Source organism: Amycolatopsis speibonae (genome assembly GCF_042647925.1).
GTDB classification, from domain to species: Bacteria; Actinomycetota; Actinomycetes; order Mycobacteriales; family Pseudonocardiaceae; genus Amycolatopsis; species Amycolatopsis speibonae.
The window spans coordinates 654,199-670,678 of the sequence record NZ_JBHRWK010000014.1; the positions used below are offsets into that span (position 1 = coordinate 654,199).

At 69.4% G+C, this 16,480-nt stretch carries 16 protein-coding genes; 9 read left to right on the forward strand and 7 right to left on the reverse strand.

From position 1 onward, the window contains the following. Positions 1-154 precede the first annotated feature (154 nt). The 4 genes from ACFOSH_RS11255 to ACFOSH_RS11270 are packed head-to-tail and all read left to right on the forward strand — an operon-like array spanning position 155 to position 4,866. A complete protein-coding gene (locus tag ACFOSH_RS11255) occupies positions 155-1,861 on the forward strand; it encodes a GMC oxidoreductase (RefSeq protein WP_378238674.1) in 1,707 nt (568 codons plus the stop codon). Between the two features lie 9 nt (positions 1,862-1,870). Then, positions 1,871-2,593: a maleylpyruvate isomerase N-terminal domain-containing protein gene (locus ACFOSH_RS11260; RefSeq protein ID WP_378238675.1), complete on the forward strand. Its 723-nt coding sequence runs from the start codon at positions 1,871-1,873 to the stop codon at positions 2,591-2,593. 58 nt (positions 2,594-2,651) lie between these two features. Next, positions 2,652-3,359 (forward strand): flavodoxin family protein, encoded by a 708-nt coding sequence (locus ACFOSH_RS11265; RefSeq protein WP_378238677.1) that lies wholly within the window; start codon positions 2,652-2,654, stop codon positions 3,357-3,359. Between the two features lie 52 nt (positions 3,360-3,411). Further along, entirely contained in the window at positions 3,412-4,866 is a 1,455-nt protein-coding gene (locus ACFOSH_RS11270; RefSeq protein WP_378238678.1) for an FAD-binding oxidoreductase, read from the forward strand. On the opposite strand, the gene ACFOSH_RS11275 is transcribed toward ACFOSH_RS11270, so the two are convergent. From ACFOSH_RS11275 to ACFOSH_RS11285, 3 genes are all read right to left on the reverse strand, one after another. Continuing rightward, the gene (locus ACFOSH_RS11275) at positions 4,863-6,308 is read right to left on the reverse strand and encodes an aldehyde dehydrogenase family protein (RefSeq protein WP_378238679.1); all 1,446 of its coding nucleotides are present in this window, start codon (positions 6,306-6,308) and stop codon (positions 4,863-4,865) included. The genes ACFOSH_RS11270 and ACFOSH_RS11275 overlap by 4 nt on opposite strands. Before the next feature lie 19 nt (positions 6,309-6,327). Beyond that, a complete protein-coding gene (locus tag ACFOSH_RS11280; protein ID WP_378238680.1) occupies positions 6,328-7,362 on the reverse strand; it encodes a zinc-dependent alcohol dehydrogenase family protein in 1,035 nt (344 codons plus the stop codon). An 89-nt stretch (positions 7,363-7,451) separates the two neighbouring features. After that, positions 7,452-7,982, reverse strand: coding sequence for a DinB family protein (locus ACFOSH_RS11285; protein ID WP_378238681.1), 531 nt, complete (start codon positions 7,980-7,982; stop codon positions 7,452-7,454). Between the two features lie 127 nt (positions 7,983-8,109). Here ACFOSH_RS11285 and guaA point away from each other — a divergent pair, with 127 nt between their 5' ends. Beyond that, on the forward strand, positions 8,110-9,666 hold the full coding sequence (gene guaA, locus ACFOSH_RS11290; RefSeq protein WP_378238682.1) for a glutamine-hydrolyzing GMP synthase: 1,557 nt from the start codon (positions 8,110-8,112) through the stop codon (positions 9,664-9,666). Between the two features lie 280 nt (positions 9,667-9,946). On the opposite strand, the gene ACFOSH_RS11295 is transcribed toward guaA, so the two are convergent. Both ACFOSH_RS11295 and ACFOSH_RS11300 read right to left on the reverse strand, forming a co-directional pair. Beyond that, entirely contained in the window at positions 9,947-10,189 is a 243-nt protein-coding gene (locus tag ACFOSH_RS11295) for a hypothetical protein (RefSeq protein WP_378238683.1), read from the reverse strand. Then, the gene (locus ACFOSH_RS11300; RefSeq protein WP_378238684.1) at positions 10,182-11,453 is read right to left on the reverse strand and encodes a PspC domain-containing protein; all 1,272 of its coding nucleotides are present in this window, start codon (positions 11,451-11,453) and stop codon (positions 10,182-10,184) included. The genes ACFOSH_RS11295 and ACFOSH_RS11300 overlap by 8 nt, the downstream gene beginning before the upstream one ends. 111 nt (positions 11,454-11,564) lie before the next feature. Here ACFOSH_RS11300 and ACFOSH_RS11305 point away from each other — a divergent pair, with 111 nt between their 5' ends. The 3 genes from ACFOSH_RS11305 to ACFOSH_RS11315 are packed head-to-tail and all read left to right on the forward strand — an operon-like array spanning position 11,565 to position 14,005. Then, on the forward strand, positions 11,565-12,920 hold the full coding sequence (locus tag ACFOSH_RS11305; RefSeq protein ID WP_378238685.1) for a PspC domain-containing protein: 1,356 nt from the start codon (positions 11,565-11,567) through the stop codon (positions 12,918-12,920). A 41-nt stretch (positions 12,921-12,961) separates the two neighbouring features. After that, positions 12,962-13,636, forward strand: coding sequence for a response regulator (locus tag ACFOSH_RS11310; protein WP_378238686.1), 675 nt, complete (start codon positions 12,962-12,964; stop codon positions 13,634-13,636). Next, positions 13,637-14,005, forward strand: coding sequence for a DUF4345 family protein (locus tag ACFOSH_RS11315; RefSeq protein WP_378238687.1), 369 nt, complete (start codon positions 13,637-13,639; stop codon positions 14,003-14,005). Between the two features lie 152 nt (positions 14,006-14,157). Here ACFOSH_RS11315 and ACFOSH_RS11320 read toward each other — a convergent pair whose 3' ends face one another. Further along, the gene (locus ACFOSH_RS11320) at positions 14,158-14,508 is read right to left on the reverse strand and encodes a hypothetical protein (protein ID WP_378238688.1); all 351 of its coding nucleotides are present in this window, start codon (positions 14,506-14,508) and stop codon (positions 14,158-14,160) included. Further along, entirely contained in the window at positions 14,505-15,446 is a 942-nt protein-coding gene (locus tag ACFOSH_RS11325; RefSeq protein WP_378238689.1) for a DMT family transporter, read from the reverse strand. Before ACFOSH_RS11325 ends, ACFOSH_RS11320 begins: the two co-directional genes overlap by 4 nt. Before the next feature lie 101 nt (positions 15,447-15,547). On the opposite strand from ACFOSH_RS11325, the gene ACFOSH_RS11330 reads away from it, so the two are divergent. After that, on the forward strand, positions 15,548-16,447 hold the full coding sequence (locus tag ACFOSH_RS11330) for a LysR family transcriptional regulator (RefSeq protein WP_378238690.1): 900 nt from the start codon (positions 15,548-15,550) through the stop codon (positions 16,445-16,447). Positions 16,448-16,480 lie beyond the last annotated feature (33 nt).

The following is a 16,480-nucleotide window of genomic DNA, read 5'->3' on the forward strand; positions in this document are numbered from 1 at the left end:
ACCGTGCGCTCCTCACGCGTCAGGGCGACCGCTACCCGGGCGTCCGAATCCACCTGCCGATGATGCCCCAGCCGCGTTCGCGCAGACGGTGGCAGGTGACTGGCCAGTAACTTACCTCTGGTCAGAAGAGGTGGCCGGGGTTACAGTCGAGGGTGTGACTGCCAGTAACACCACCACTGAAGACGACTTCGACTACGACGTGATCGTCGTCGGCTCCGGGTTCGGCGGCAGTGTCGCTGCCCTCCGCCTGACCGAGAAGGGCTACCGCGTCGCTGTCGTCGAGGCGGGCCGCCGCTTCGCCGACGACGAGTTCGCGAAGACGTCCTGGGACCTCCGCCGCTACGTCTGGGCGCCTCAGGTCGGCTGCTTCGGTATCCAGCGCATCCACATGCTCAAGGACGTCATGGTGCTCGCCGGCGCGGGCGTCGGCGGCGGCTCGCTGGTCTACGCGAACACGCTGTACCGCCCGCTGAAGCCGTTCTATGTCGACCCGCAGTGGTCCCACATCACCGACTGGGAGTCCGAACTCGGTCCGCACTACGACCAGGCCAGCCGCATGCTGGGCGTCGTCACCAACCCCAGCGTCACGCCCTCGGATGTCGTGATGAAGGGCGTCGCCGAGGACATGGGCGTCCCCGGCTCGTACCACCCGACGCCCGTCGGCGTGTACTTCGGCAAGCCGGGGGAGCGCACCGAGGACCCGTACTTCGGCGGCGCGGGCCCGGCGCGCACCGGCTGCACCGAATGCGGCGCCTGTATGACCGGCTGCCGCGTCGGCGCCAAGAACACCCTGGTCAAAAACTACCTCTACCTCGCGGAGAAGGACGGCGCGCAGGTCATCCCCCTCACCACCGTGAGCGCGATTAGCCCGCTAAACGCAGGTGGGTACGAGGTGAGCATCAAGAAGACCGGGACCACCTCGCGGAAGTTCCGGCACAAGCTCACCGCCGCGCAGGTGGTGCTCGCCGCCGGCACGTGGGGCACGCAGAACCTCCTCCACGGCATGCGCGACACCGCCAAGCTGCCGAAGCTCTCGCCGCGCCTCGGCGAACTGACCCGCACCAACTCCGAGGCCATCATCGGCGCCGCTCGCACCTCGGTCGACGAGGAGCGGAACTTCAGCCGCGGCGTCGCGATCACGTCGTCGATCCATCCCGACGACAACACGCACATCGAGCCCGTCCGCTACGGCAAGGGCAGCAACGCGATGAGCCTGCTCCAGACCATCGCCACCGAAGGCGATTCGGCGGTCCCGCGCTGGCGCCAGGCCGTCAACTTCATGCTCAAACACCCGGTCCAGACGGTGAAGCTGCTCAACGGCTACCGCTGGAGCGAGCGCACGGTGATCCTGCTGGTGATGCAGAGCCTCGACAACTCCATCACCACCTACACCAAGCCCGGTCTCTTCGGCCGCCGCAAGTACACCTCCAAACAGGGCCACGGCGAGCCGAACCCCAGCTTCATCCCCGCCGGGCACGAGGCCAACCTCCGCACCGCCGAGCGCATCGGCGGGATGGCGGGCGGCACCTGGGGCGAGATCTTCGACATCCCGCTGACCGCGCACTTCATCGGCGGCGCCCCGATCGGGACGACGGCCGACGACGGCGTGATCGACCCGTACCACCGGGTCTTCAACTACCCCGGTCTGTCCATTGTGGATGGTTCGGCGATCACGGCCAATCTCGGCGTGAACCCCTCGCTGACCATCGCCGCGCAGGCCGAGCGGGCGTTCTCGCTGTGGCCGAACAAGGGCGAAAAGGACAATCGCCCGTCGCAGGACTCGGCGTACGCGCGTGTCGAGCCGATCGCGCCGAAGAATCCTTCGGTTCCGGCTGACGCACCGGCGGCACTTCGGCGGTAAGTTGGAGGCGTGACAGCCGCTGAACGCGCACACGTTCTGCTCGAACGCGTCCGCACCCTGCACGAAGAATGGGCGCGTTTGACGCGCGGGCTCGACGAGGCTTCCGTTCGCGGGCCGAGCGCGCTGCCGGGCTGGACCCGGGCCCACCTCCTGTCCCATCTCGCGCGTAACGCCGACGGTCTCGTCAACCTGCTGACCTGGGCGAAAACAGCTGTCGAGACGCCGATGTACGCCGGGGAGGCGGCCAGGGACGACGACATCGAGAAGGGCGCGTACCGGTCCGCCGAAGAGATCGCCGAGGACGTCGTCAGCTCGGCGGCACGTCTGGTCGAAGTCGCGTCGAGCCTGCCGGACGACGCGTGGTCGGCTCGGGTGCGTGCCCGGCAGGGGCGCGAGATCCCGGCGGAGTTCGTGCTCTGGCTCCGTTTCTCCGAAATCTCGATCCATCTGACCGATCTCGATCTCGGCTACGACTTCGCCCGCGTCGCGGATCTGCTCGGTGACGAGTTCGAGGTCGTCGTCGGCAACGCCATCGGGATGTACGGCGGCGAATTGCCCGCCGTGCTCCTGGTCGCCGCCGAGGCGGACGGGTACCGGCACGAGTGGCGACTCGGGGAAGGCGAGCCGGTGACGCTGACCGGCACTCGCGGCGACGTGCTGGCCTGGGTGACCGGCCGCAGCGATGGATCCACTTTGGACGGCGAAGCGCCGCCGCTCCCGCATTGGCTCTAAGAAATCCGTAAGCCTTCGGGGGCTTTCCCCGCGGGGCTTCCGGTGCTGTCCTTGACCGATGGACTACGACTTCAGCGGCCTCAAGGCTCTGTTCGTGAACTGCACCCTGAAGAGATCCCCGGAAAAGAGCAACACCGACGGCCTCGTCGCGATCAGCCGCGACATCATGGTCAAACACGGTGTCGAGGTCTCCGTGCTCCGCGCCGCGGACCACGACATCGCGACCGGTGTCTGGCCCGACATGACGGAGCACGGCGCCGCGTCCGACGCCTGGCCGGAGCTCTACCGGCAGGTGATGGACGCGCAGATCCTGGTGCTTTGCGGGCCCATTTGGCTCGGTGACAACAGTTCGGTGATGAAACGCGTCATCGAACGGCTTTACGCCTGCTCGTCGTTGCTGAACGACGCCGGTCAGTATGCCTACTACGGCCGCGTCGGCGGATGCCTGATCACCGGGAACGAAGACGGCATCAAGCACTGCGCGATGAACGTGCTCTACAGCCTCCAGCACCTGGGCTACACCATCCCGCCACAGGCGGACGCCGGCTGGATCGGCGAAGCAGGCCCAGGTCCGTCCTATCTGGACGAGGGCTCAGGCGGGCCGCAGAACGATTTCACCAACCGGAACACCACCTTCATGACCTGGAACCTCCTGCACATGGCCGCGATGCTGCACCGGGCGGGCGGTATTCCCGCACAGGGGAACCAGCGATCGGAATGGGACGCGGGCAGCCGCTTCGACTTCGAGAATCCCGAGTACAGGTGACTCGGCCGGGTGACGGTGGCAACCTGGCCACGGCCCGCGCGTCTTCACAAGTATGAAGTTGGGGCGAAGGAACTTTCTCAAGCTCGCCGGCGCGACCGCGGTCGGGGCGGCCGCGACGGCGTGCTCCGCCGCGCCGCCCGCGCAAGCGCCCACTTCGGCTCCCGGCGTGTCGTTGCCGCCGAGCACCAGCGTCACGTCGCCGTCCGGTCCGCCGGACTGGGCCGCGTTGCGGAACAAGATCTCACTGCTCTTGCCGGGGGAATCCGGCTACGACAGCGCCAAACGCGTGTTCAATCCGGCCTTCGACGGGCTCAAGCCCGCCGCGATCGCGAAATGCGCCAAGCCGGAAGACGTGCAGGCCGCTGTCGAAGCGGCGGCGAGGCGGGTCCCGATCGCCGCTCGCGGTGGCGGCCACAGTTATGCCGGCTACTCGGTTCCCGACGGTGGCCTGATGATCGACCTCGGCGAAATGTCCTCAGTGGACGTTCGGGGCGAACAGGTCGTGATCGGCGCGGGCGCGAAACTGAAGGACGTCTACGCCAAGCTCGGTGGCGCGGGCCGTTGCCTGCCCGCGGGATCCTGTCCCAGCGTCGGGATCGCCGGGCTGACGCTCGGCGGCGGAATCGGTGTCCTCGCCCGCAAATACGGACTCACCTGCGATCACCTGGTGTCCGCGCGGGTCGTCACGGCGGACGGGAAACTCCGGACGGTGTCGGCGGATTCCGAACCTGAGTTGTTCTGGGCGTTGCGAGGCGGAGGCGGCGGCAACTTCGGTGTCGTCACCTCGTTCACCTTCCGTACCGACCCGTCGCCTTCGGTCGTTTCGGTTTTCTCCCTGCATTTCCCGGCGGGCAGCGCGAACGAGGTTCTCGCCGAGTGGCAGCGCTGGCTACCCGAAGCCCCGCCGGAACTGTGGGCGAACGTCGTGCTGTCGGGAGGATCTCCCGTCGGTGCGCGGATTTCCGGCTGCTACGTCGGCGATACGGCTTCGCTCGCCAAGGTGCTGGACAAGCTGACCGGCAAGGTCAAGGGCACTCGGACGATGAAGCAGCTCGACTATCTCGGTGCCATGAAGTACTTCTCCGGCAGCGAGAGCCGACAGTCCTTTGTGGCCTCGTCGCGAATCCTGAGTGAACCGGCGGATCCCGCGAAACTGACGTCGATCCTCGACGGCAGGCGCGGCATGGACCTTCTGGTCGACGGTCTCGGCGGCGCGGTCGCCGACGTCGCACCTGATGCCACCGCGTTCTGGCACCGGAAGGCCATCGGCAGCGTGCAGATCTACAGCCAGGCGGACGTCCGCAGTCGTTCCGTGGCAACGGATTCCGTCGCGGAGGTGGTGACGGGGATCGGGCTGAGCGGGGGCTACGTCAACTACATCGACCCCGCCCTGCCCGACTGGATGACGGCCTACTACGGCGACAACGCCACCCGACTCAAGCAGGTGGCGAAGACCTACGACCCGGACAAGGTGTTCGGGTTCGCGCAGGCCGTCACCCCGGCTTAAAGATCGATGCCGGTGAAGACGGTGACGCGTTCCTCGGTGAGGTCGTTCATCGCGGCGAGCACCCCTTCGCGGCCGACGCCCGATCCTTTGACGCCGCCGTAAGGCATCTGGTCGGCGCGGTAGGACGGGACGTCGCCGATGATCACGCCGCCGACTTCGAGTTCGGTCGACGCGTAGAAGGCGAGATGCACGTCGCGGGTGAACACCCCGGCCTGCAAGCCGTACGCGGATTCGTTGACCGACGCGAAAGCCTCGTCGACACCATCCACAATAGACACCGCGAGTACCGGGCCGAAGATCTCCTCCGACCAGGCCTTTGTGGACGGTGGCACGTCGGTGAGCACCGTCGGTTCCACGGTCGCGCCGTCCCGTTTGCCGCCGGTCAGGATCTTCGCGCCCGCGGCGACGGCCTCGTCGATCCAGGCCACGATCCGCTCCGCGGCGGGTTCGTCGACGACCGGTCCCACGTCGGTGTTCTTGTCGTACGGGTCACCGGTTTGCTGTGACCGCACGGCTTCCACCAAGGCGGGTACGAATTCCTCGGCGACCTCGCGTTCGACGATGACCCGCTGCACGGCGATGCAGGACTGTCCGGCCTGGTAGTTGCCGAAGGTCGCGATGCGGTGCGCCGCGCCTTCGGGATCTGGCCAGTCCCGGAGCACGACGGCGGCCGCGTTGCCGCCGAGTTCGAGTACGACGTGCTTGCGCGGCGCGGCGTCCGCCAGCGACCAGCCGACCGGACCCGATCCGGTGAACGACACGACCGGCAGCCGCGGGTCCGTGACCAGTGCCGACGTCTCCTCGTTGCCGAGTGGCAGCACTGAGAACGCGCCTTCCGGCAGGTCCGTCTCGGCCAGGATCTCGCCGAGGATCAAGGCGGCCAGCGGCGTGCGCGGCGCGGGTTTGACGATGATCGGCGCGCCGACCGCGAGCGACGGCGCGACCTTGTGCGCCACCAGGTTCAGCGGGAAGTTGAACGGCGCGATGCCCAGTACCGGACCGCGCGGAACGCGGCGAGTGAGGGCCAGCCTGCCCTCGCCCGCCGGGTCGGTATCCAGGCGTTGCAGGTCGCCGCTGAACCGGCGCGCCTCCTCGGCGGCGATCCGGAACACCGACACCGCGCGCCGCACCTCGGCGTCGGACCACTTGAGCGGCTTGCCGTTCTCGGCGGTGATGACCTCGGCGATCTCCTCGGCCCGGCCGGCGAGCACCCGCGAAACGTGGTCGAGCGCCGCGGCGCGGCTGTGCGCCGAGGACCGCCGGAACTCCTTCGCGACGCTCGCCGCCGCGCTCACCGCTCGTTCGACCTGCTCCGGGCCGGGCACCGCGACGGTGGCGACTTCGCTCCCGTCGTAGGGGTGGTGCACGGTGAGCGTCGAAGCGCCCTGCTCAGGGCGGCCGGCGATCCAGGCGGGCCGCGGCTCCGGGGTGATCATGTCCATGGATGACAAGGTATTCCAGTCAGGGCTTGACGAGCACCTTGAGCGCTTCGCGGTCCGCCATCGCGCGGTAACCGTCGGGCACCTCTTCGAGCCCGATGGTCCGGTCGAACACCTTGCCCGGCTGGTACCTGCCCTCGACGACGTCGTCGAGCAGCTCGGGGATGTAGTGGCGGGCGGGGGCGACCCCGCCGGTGACGGTGATGTTCCGTCGGAAGAGTGACGGGCCGATCGGGCCTTCGTCGTACTGCGGCACGCCGACGCGGCTGACCGTGCCGCCGGGGCGGACCGCGCCGACGCCCATCTCGAAGGCGGGCTTCGTGCCGACGCATTCGAGGACGGTATGCGTGCCTTCGCCGTTCGTCAGGTCTCGCACCTTCTCGATGCCTTCGTCGCCGCGCTCGGCGACGACGTCGGTCGCGCCGAACTCGCGGCCGAGGTCCGTGCGGGCCTGGTGCCGTCCCATCAGGATGATGCGCTCGGCGCCGAGGCGCTTCGCCGCGAGGACCGCGGAGAGGCCGACGGCGCCGTCGCCGATGACAGTGACCGTCGTGCGCTCGTTCACGCCCGCCTTGACCGCGGCGTGGTGGCCGGTCGGGAACACGTCGGAGAGCGTGAGGAGCGAGGCGAGCAGGTCGTCGTCCTCGGTGTGCGGCAGTTTCACCAGGGTGCCGTCGGCCTGCGGGACGCGGACGGCCTCGCCCTGACCGGCGTCGACGCCCTTCGCGCCCCAGAAGCCGCCGTGCAGGCAGGACGTGTGGAGGCCTTCGCGGCAGAACTGGCAGGTGTTGTCGGAGTAGACGAAGGGCGCGACGACGAGATCGCCGGTCTTGAGCGTGGTGACGTCGGCGCCGACGGCCTCGATGACGCCGAGGAACTCGTGCCCGATCCGGACGCCGCGGTCGCGCGCGGGCATGCTGCCGTACGGCCAGAGGTCGCTGCCGCAGATGCAGGAGCGGACGACACGGAGGAGGGCGTCGGTGGGTGCGCTCAGTTTCGGGTCCGGGACGGTCTCGACGCGTACGTCGCCGGCGCCGTAGATGACAGTCGCTCGCAAGGCGGGTCCTTTCCTGGGCTGGCCCCAGTATGGGCGCGTCGCGTTTAGCCCGCTAAACGCGACGTGGGCCGGGACCTGCGTTTAGCGGGCTAATCGCGACGCGCGTAGAGGTCACGCAGCAGGAGGATCTCGGCGCCGTGGTGGATGGCCTCGCGGTTGATGTGCAGGACGAGCGTCGCGAGCGGGTACTCGGCGTACGGGCCTTCGGCCTCGCCGCAGGGGCGCTCAAGTCCCTCGGCGGTCAGCCCCTGGACGCCGTCGCGCCAGCGCGCATGGGCGTCGTCGAGCTGCTCGAGCGCTTCTTTGGCAGACGCTGCGTACGGGAAGGTCTGGTAGTCGACGGGCGGACCGCCGAAGTGCGACGCGTTCCGCAGCGCGAAGACGCCGACGACGATGTGCGCGACGCGCCAGGCGATCGTCGTCACCGGTGGCGGCGACGGTTCCGGATACGCCCAGTCGATCATGAGCTTGCCGTCCCCGACCGGCCGGATCGTCCAGCAGTCCTCGGCGGGCTCCCAGAAGTATTCGTCGTCGCCGAGAGTGTCCAGCCGGGGCCGGAAGTGCTGCGTCCAGTGCCACTCGAGCTGTTCGGAGAGTTCCTTGCTCCAGTCGATGCCCATGCCTTCGGACGGTAGGCCGCGTCGCGGTCATCCGCTGTCCTGAATCGTGAGGGGGTTGGCGGCGGGGTGACCGGGCCCACCTGGGACGATGGTGGCGAAGCGTACTGCTCTGATCTGGAGGTTTCAGGTGCCCAGTCCCACCGGTCCGGTAATCGTCGTGGACTTCGGGGCGCAGTACGCGCAGCTGATCGCGCGCCGCGTGCGCGAGGCGCAGGTCTACTCCGAGGTCGTCCCGCACACCGCCACCGCCGAGGACATCCTCGCCAAGGATCCCGCCGCGATCATCCTTTCCGGTGGACCTTCCAGCGTGTACGCGGAGAACGCCCCCGCCCTCGCCCCCGGACTGGTCGACGCGGGCGTGCCGATCCTCGGGATCTGCTACGGCCACCAGGTGCTCGCGCAGGCCCTCGGCGGCACGGTCGAGCCGACCGGGATCCGCGAGTTCGGTCGCACCGAGGTCCGCGTCGCCGGCGAGGGTGGCGTCCTGCACGCCGGTCTCCCGAGCAGCCAGCCCGCCTGGATGAGCCACAACGACAGCGTCACCAAGGCCCCCGAAGGCGCCACCGTGACCGCGTCGAGTGACGGCGCCGCCGTCGCCGGGTTCGAAGACGTCAAGCGCCGCTTCGCCGGCGTCCAGTACCACCCCGAGGTGCACCACTCGCCGCACGGTCAGGAGGTGCTCCGCCGCTTCCTGCACGACATCGCGGGCATCCGGCCGCAGTGGACGACGTCGTCCATCGTCGACGACCAGGTCAAGCGCATCGCCGAGCAGGTCGGCGACGGCCGGGCCATCTGCGGGCTTTCCGGCGGTGTCGACTCGGCTGTGGCCGCCGCGCTCGTGCAGCGGGCCATCGGTGACCGGCTGACCTGCGTGTTCGTCGACCACGGCCTGCTGCGCTCCGGCGAGCGGACCCAGGTCGAGCGCGATTTCGTCGCCGCGACCGGGGTCAATCTGGTGACCGTCGACGCGCGCGAGCGGTTCCTCGACGCGCTGGCCGGGGTCACCGACCCCGAGGAGAAGCGCAAGATCATCGGCCGCGAGTTCATCCGCGTGTTCGAGCAGGCCGAGCGCGACCTCAAGGCCGAGGGCGACTACAAGTTCCTGGTCCAGGGCACGCTGTACCCGGACGTCGTCGAGTCCGGCGGGGGTGAGGGCGCGGCGAACATCAAGAGCCACCACAACGTCGGCGGGCTGCCCGACGACCTGCAGTTCGAGCTCGTCGAGCCGCTGCGCCTGCTGTTCAAGGACGAGGTGCGGCGCGTCGGGCTGGAGCTCGGGCTGCCGGAGACGATCGTGCAGCGGCAGCCGTTCCCCGGCCCGGGGCTCGGCATCCGGATCATCGGCGCCGTCGACGCCGAGCGGCTCGAGACGCTGCGCGCGGCCGACGCCATCGCGCGCGAGGAACTCACCGCGGCCGGGCTGGACGGCGAGATCTGGCAGTGCCCGGTGGTGCTGCTGGCCGACGTCCGCAGCGTGGGCGTCCAGGGCGACGGGCGGACCTATGGGCACCCGATCGTGCTGCGGCCGGTGTCGTCCGAGGACGCGATGACCGCGGACTGGACGAGGCTGCCCTACGAGGTGCTGGAGAAGATCTCGACCCGCATCACCAACGAGGTCGCCGAGGTGAACCGGGTGGTCCTGGACGTCACGTCCAAGCCGCCGGGCACCATCGAGTGGGAGTGACCCGCCCCCGCCCCGACCTGCGTTTAGCCCCCTAATCGCGATCCGCCGCCGCCGGGCACCCTGGCGACCGGGATCGCGTTTAGCGGGCTAAACGCGATCCGGCGGCCCGGGCACCTGCGCGAGCCCGGAGCGACTTTAGCCCCCTAATCGCGATCCGTTGGGCCCGTCGGCACCAGGGCGACCGGATCGCGATTAGGGGGCTAAACGCAAGTCGGAGCAAGGCGAAGGCCCCGGCGAGGGGCCGGGGCCTTCGGAGTGGGGTGGAGCGTGAGCGGGGCCGCTAGCGGCGGCTCTTGCGCACCGAAGCGGCGAGCAGCAGGACGCCGACGAAGATCGCCCCACCCGCCATGACCCACCGGAAGTCGAACTGCGGGAGCCACGAGGAGCCGTCCGAGAGGACGTAACCCGACACCAGCAGTGTCGCGATCCCGACGATCAGGGTGATGGCGTCCACCCCGCGCTTCGCCGGCTGAGCCGCCTGGGCCTGCGTGCTGTCGTAGTTGTCGTAGTCGTACTCAGCCACGACGCACCTCCACGTTTCCGACACCGTTCTTGACCTTCAGAGTGATCTTCTGCCCGCTGTCGCCCGCCGAGGTGAAGTCGATCGCGTCTTCGCCGACCCCCGAGCGCGACTGGCCGAGGCAGGCGACGTCGCCGGCCCCCGTCTCGCAGGAGACCTTCACTTCGGCACCCGCCGGCACGAGGACCGTCGAGTTGCCCGCCCCGCTGGAGACCTTTGTGGACACTGACGCTCCCGCGGGCAGCTTGGTCAGGTCGATGTCGATGTCGCCCGCCGAGCGGTGGTACTCCGGCAGCACCTCGGACACCTGGCTCGGCGTGGCATTCAGGTCCCCGAGACCGCCCTTCACCGAGATGTTCTCGAACGGGACCGTGGTCAGCGCCATCCCGACGATCGCCAGCGGCACCGCCAGCCCGATCAGCCCGCGACCGCCCCGCACGAACGAACCGGCCACCAGCCCGATGCCGACCACGCCCAGGGTGAGCCCGACGACGTGCTGCATGGTGAACCACGGCTCGCCGTCCAGGCCGAGGACGGTGCCGACCCCGCCGACCAGCACGGCGATCCCGAAGGTCGCGGCGCCGATCTTCGACTTGCGGCGACGAGGCATCGGCGGCGCGGAAGGCGGCGGAGGCGTCTGCGGCGGCAGACCACCGGACGGCGAAGCGTTCGGCAAGTCCCAAGCGGACGGGTCGGCCGCGAGCGGGTCCCAGCCACCCTCGGTCGCCGTCGCGGTGGAGGCCGCCGACGCCGACGCCATCGAGAACGCGGCGGCAGGCTGAGCCGGGGCGGGCATCGTCGGCCGGTTGAACTGCCCGCGGTTGCGGTGCAGCAGGTACAGCGCGACGGCCATCAGCGCGAAACCGATCAGCCCGGTGCCGTCCGTCATCCAGCCGCCGCTCAAGGTCCAGGTGAGACCGGGGAACAGCAGGATCAGCAGCAGCACCGCGAACGCCGGCGAACTCGACGCGCGGCCCCGGCCGATCAGGCCCTCGAACGCGGATACGCGGTCGCCCTCCTGCGGCAGGAAGAGCCAGCCCAGCAGATAGACGAAGACCCCGAAACCGCCGAACACGGTCGCGGCGACCAGCGCGACGCGAACCACGGTCGGGTCGATGCCGTACCGGTAGCCGATCCCCGCGGCGACACCGGCGAACTTGCGGCCGTGTGCCGGGCGGACCGGCCTGCTCCGCCAGAAATCCTTGACGGTCTCTTCGAAGCCGGCCGCTGGGCCCTGCTTCGGAACGTGTGTCTCACTCCCACTCATGCCACAAAGAATGCGCCCCGGTGGCCCCCTGCCACATCCGGGAACGTCCCTGAGGTTTCCCCCAACGGGAAGAGTCAGGGGTTTCCCCGATGGATCAGTGCCACACTCCATGTGACCATGGAGAACGTGCAGGAACCCGCCCCCAACGACCTCGCCGAGCAGGTGAAGCCGACGATCATCGAGCGCCCTCCGGTGCCCGTTCCCGGCAGCCTGTCCCCGGCACCGTTCGAACCGCCCAAGATGTACCGCCGCCGCTCCGGCCGCGCCATCGCGGGTGTCGCCGGCGGCCTCGCCGACCATCTCGGCGTCAAGGTGCTCTGGGTCCGGATCGCGTTCGCGTTGATGGCCGCGCTGAACGGCGTCGGTCTTCTCGCGTACGGCCTGCTCTGGGTCTTCGTCCAGCAGCAATCCGGTGAAGCCGCACCGGAGAAAACCGCGCCGAAGGAGAAGCAGCAGGCGTTCGGCCTGATAGCGCTGGGTGTCGGCCTCGCCGTCGCCAGCGGCACGTTGACCGGCTTGATCAGCGGCTGGGTCGCCATTCCGCTGGCGCTGGCCATGATCGGCGCGGCGGTCGTCTGGCGTGAGGCCGACGAGTCGCAGCGGCGGCGCTGGCGTCTCGGCGCCAAGGGCGGGGTCGCCACGGCGTTCCTCGGCGGCGGAGGCTGGTCGGCCGCGATCCGCGTGGTCGCGGGCGTCGCGCTGGTGATGACCGGCATCGGTGTGGTCGTCCTGGAGAGCGGCAGCATCGATCAGGTCAAGTTCGCGCTGGTCGCCGTGATCGCGACGCTGTTCGGGGTGGCCGTACTGACCGTCCCGTTCTGGCTGCGCCTGGTCCGCGACCTGTCCGACGAGCGCACCGCCCGTATCCGCACCGACGAACGCGCCGAGATCGCCGCGCACCTGCACGACTCGGTCCTGCAGACCCTCGCGCTGATCCAGAAACAGGCGGAATCGCCGCGTGAGGTCGCCAGGCTCGCACGCGGTCAGGAACGCGAACTGCGCGGCTGGCTGTACGGGCCGTCGGGGTACGGCAAGAGCAAGAAGACCGAGGAAGAGACCGTCAGCGGGCAGCTGTCCGAAGTGCTCGCGGCCGCGTGCGGCGAGGTCGAGGACGCGTTCGCGATCTCGGTGCAGCAGGTCGTCGTGGGGGAGGCCACGCTGGACGAGCCGCTGACCGCGCTGGTCCAGGCGGCGCGCGAAGCGATCGTCAACGCCGCCAAGCACGCGGGCGTCGACGAGGTCAGCGTATACGCCGAGGTCGAGCCGACAGCGGTGACGGTTTTCGTGCGTGACAGGGGCAAGGGGTTCGACCCCGACGTCGTGCCGAGCGACAGGCACGGGCTCGCCGATTCCATCCGGGGGCGGATGGAACGGCACGGCGGGAAGCTCAAACTGCGTACCGCACCGGGTGAAGGAACCGAGGTCCAGCTGGAGATGCCGGTCAAAGCGGGGAAGGGTGCGGCGTGAGGTCGCTATGCTCACTCCGACAGGGCGAGCGAGGGAGCATCGTGACGGAGAACCAGCAGACGCGGGAGCCGGTCAAGGTCTTCCTCGTCGACGACCACGCGCTCTTCCGGGCGGGTGCGCGCACCGAACTGGATTCGATCACCGACGACGTCCGCGTGGTCGGTGAGGCGGGCTCGGTGGCCGAGGCGGTCGCGGGGATCGCCCGGACCAAACCGCAGGTCGTCCTGCTCGACGTGCACATGCCGGACGGCGGCGGTGCCGAGGTGCTGCGCCGGATCCGGCCGGAACTGCCGGACGTCGTGTTCCTCGCGCTTTCGGTCTCCGACGCCGCGGAGGACGTGATCGCCGTGATCCGTGCCGGGGCGCGGGGATACGTCACGAAGACGATCTCGTCGAAGGAGCTCGTGCGCGCCGTCGTGCGGGTCTCGGACGGTGACGCGGTGTTCTCGCCACGGCTGGCCGGGTTCGTGCTCGACGCGTTCGCCGACCGGCCGGGTTCCGCGCCGATCAGCGACCCGGACCTGGACCTGTTGACGCCGCGGGAACGCGACGTGCTGCGGCTGCTCGCGCGCGGATACGCGTACAAGGAGATCGCGTCCGAGCTGTTCATCTCGGTGAAGACAGTCGAGACGCACGTGTCGAGCGTGCTGCGGAAGACGCAGCTTTCGAACCGGTACGAGCTTTCGCGCTGGGCCTCCGACAGGCGTCTCGTCTAGGTGGCGCTTGTTCTCATCGGCCTGGTGGCCCTGTTCTTCCTGGGGATGGGGCTGCTCGGGCTTGTCGCGCCGGGGCGGTTGATCCGGCCGTTCGGCATCACGCTGGACTCCGCGACAGCGCGGACCGAAGTGCGCGCTGTCTACGGCGGCTTCGGGGTGGCTGTCGCCGTGCTGCTCGGGTTCGCGGCTTTCGACGTCGGCGGGATCCAGCGGGGCGCCGCGATCGCGGTGGCTGTCGCGCTTGCCGGGATGGCCTTCGGGCGGCTGGTCGCGCGGTTCGCGGAACGGCCCGAGCGGTTCTATCCGAGCTGGCTCTACTTCTGGGTCGAGCTGGTCATGGCCGCCCTGCTCGTCTTCTCCGTCCTCTGACGACGGCTTCGCCTTTAGCGGGCTAATCGCGATCCGGCCGGCCCCCAGGCCCCACCGCGTCGCGATTAGCCCGCTAAAGTCGCTCCGCCGGTCCGGGGAGGTGCCGGGCGGCGCTGGACCGGCGGGAGCGCGTTTAGCCCGCTAAACGCAGGTCAGGCGGGCGGCGTGAATTCGTGGGTGACCTCGATCTTCCCCACGATGTGCGTGTTGAACTCGGCCAGGTCCTCGGCCGGGACCCAGAGCTCCAGGATGGTCTTCCCGCCCGCCTGCTGGACGGGATACCGCCGCACGAAGTCCGTCTCGACCTCGAACCGCGTCACGAAGCCCGCGCCGTCGAATCGCACGTTCCAGTCGCGGGCGATCTTGATCGCGTAGGCCTCGTTCAGCACCGGATAGAAGATCGGCTGCTCCGGCAGCCGCGGCGGCCACTCGCGCCAGTCCGACTCGCGGACGAGGTCGAGCTCGGCCCGCCCTGTCGGACGCCACAACGTCGTCGTCTTCACGGCGCGGCCTCCCCGGCGGCGGCGAGCGGGCGCTCCACCACAGGGGCGGTAGCAAAGGTCCCCCGCTCCCTCGGGCGGAGCCGGGTCAGCGCGACCCCGCCCAGCACGACGACCATCCCGGCGATCACCCGGAAGTTCAGCGGCTCGGCCAGGAACACCGCCCCCAGCAGCACCGAAACCACCGGCAGCAGGTACCCGACGATCGACGCCGCGACGGCGCCCTCGCTCGCGAGGAGCTGATAGTTCAGCGCGAACGCGATCCCGGTCGACCCGATCCCCAGGATCACGACCGCGACGATCGCGCCGGTGCTCAGGTGCACCGGTTCGAAGCCGCCCATCGGCATCGCCAGCAGCAGGAACCCGGTCGCGAGCAGCATCTGCCCGCCCGCGAGCGACATCGGCGAGTCACCGGTGCCGGTGAGGTGCTTGCCCTCGTACACGAACGCGAACCCGTAGCTCGCGGCCGCCGCGAGGCACGCCAGCGCGCCCCAGCTGAGCAGCCCGGAGGCCTCCCACGGCGCGAAGATCAGCAGGATCCCGGTGAGCCCGACAACGAGTCCGGCGACCCGGATCGCGGTCATCTTCGTGCGCGTTCCCAGCATCGGCGCGGCGAGCAGCACCCACAGCGGCGTCGTCGAGTTCAGCACTCCGGTGATCCCGGAGTCGACGGTCAGCTCACCCCACGCGAACAGCAGGAACGGCAACGCGTTGTGAAAGAACGCCGCGACGGCCAGATGTCCCCAGATCCGCCGTCCCGACGGCAGCCTGTCCCGGCCGAGATAGCAGAGCCCGACCAGCACCGCCGCGCCGAGCGCCACCCGTGCCAGCACCAGCTGCACCGGGGAAAACGCGCCCAGCCCCAGTTTGATCCAGAAGAAACTCGATCCCCACATGAGCGCCAGCGCGCCGATCCGCAGCAGGGTCTTCGTCTCGCCCACCCAGTCCTCCTTATGTGCCCGGCTCAGCTTCACCGTGCCGACGCGTAAGGACAAGCGAAAATTACTGCAGGGAGGCTTAAGAAGAACTGTAAGATCGGAGCATGCTGGACGTCCGCCGCATGCAGGTCCTCCGAGCCGTGATCAGCAGCGGTTCGATCACCGCCGCCGCCCGGAACCTGGGCTACACACCCTCCGCGATCAGCCAGCAGTTGTCCACCCTGGAAAGGGAAGCGGGCGTCGAACTGCTCGAGCGCGTCGGCCGCGGCGTGCGGCCGACGCCTGCCGGTTCGCTGCTGTCCGAACACGCGGAAACGCTGAGCACCCAGCTCGCCAAGGCCGAAGCCGCGCTCACCGAACTCAAGGAAGGTCGCACAGGCAGGCTCGCGATCCGCTACTTCGCCACCGCCGGCGCCTCCCTGGTGCCCTTGGCCGTCGCCGCGCTGCGCCGGGACTTCCCGGGGGTCCGCCTCGACCTGAAACTGGTCGAGCCCGACTATTCGATGCCCGAGATCGAGTCGGGCAAGGCCGACGTCGCGATGATCGTGCTCCCCAGCGACGCTCCGCGGCTCAAAGGCGTCGAGTACATCCACGTCCTCGACGACCCATATCGCGCGATCCTGCCGAAGAACCACCGGCTCGCCCGCAAACGCGTCCTCGATCTCGGCGAACTCGCGGAGGATCCGTGGGTCGGCGTCGACGGTCTCCCCGGCGCCTGCCGCGACATCCTGCTCGACGCCTGCGGCGCGGCCGGATTCGCCCCGAACCACGTCGTCGAATCCGAGGATTACCAGACGGCGCAAGGGTTCGTGGCCGCAGGGCTCGGCGTCGCGCTGATCCCGGAACTCGGCCTCGGCGCCCCGCATCCCGGCGTCGCCATCCGCAAGGTCCGCCGTCCCGATCCGGTGCGGTCCATCCACGCGGCCGTGGCCGCGCACGCCAGGGACCATCCCGCGGTGCGACGGTTCCTCAGCGCGATCCGCGAAGGTGCCCAAGCGGCCTGACCGGATGGGTAGGCGGGAGTGGCCGGTCGGGCA

What these genes read in the sequence shown, in the direction of transcription:
- ACFOSH_RS11265 (WP_378238677.1), top strand. Translation starts at nt 2,652, where the DNA reads ATGGACTACGACTTCAGCGGCCTCAAGGCTCTGTTCGTGAACTGCACC.
- ACFOSH_RS11270 (WP_378238678.1), top strand. Translation starts at nt 3,412, where the DNA reads ATGAAGTTGGGGCGAAGGAACTTTCTCAAGCTCGCCGGCGCGACCGCG.
- ACFOSH_RS11285 (WP_378238681.1), bottom strand. Translation starts at nt 7,982, where the DNA reads ATGGGCATCGACTGGAGCAAGGAACTCTCCGAACAGCTCGAGTGGCAC.
- ACFOSH_RS11300 (WP_378238684.1), bottom strand. Translation starts at nt 11,453, where the DNA reads ATGAGTGGGAGTGAGACACACGTTCCGAAGCAGGGCCCAGCGGCCGGC.
- ACFOSH_RS11330 (WP_378238690.1), top strand. Translation starts at nt 15,548, where the DNA reads ATGCTGGACGTCCGCCGCATGCAGGTCCTCCGAGCCGTGATCAGCAGC.
- ACFOSH_RS11275 (WP_378238679.1), bottom strand. Translation starts at nt 6,308, where the DNA reads ATGGACATGATCACCCCGGAGCCGCGGCCCGCCTGGATCGCCGGCCGC.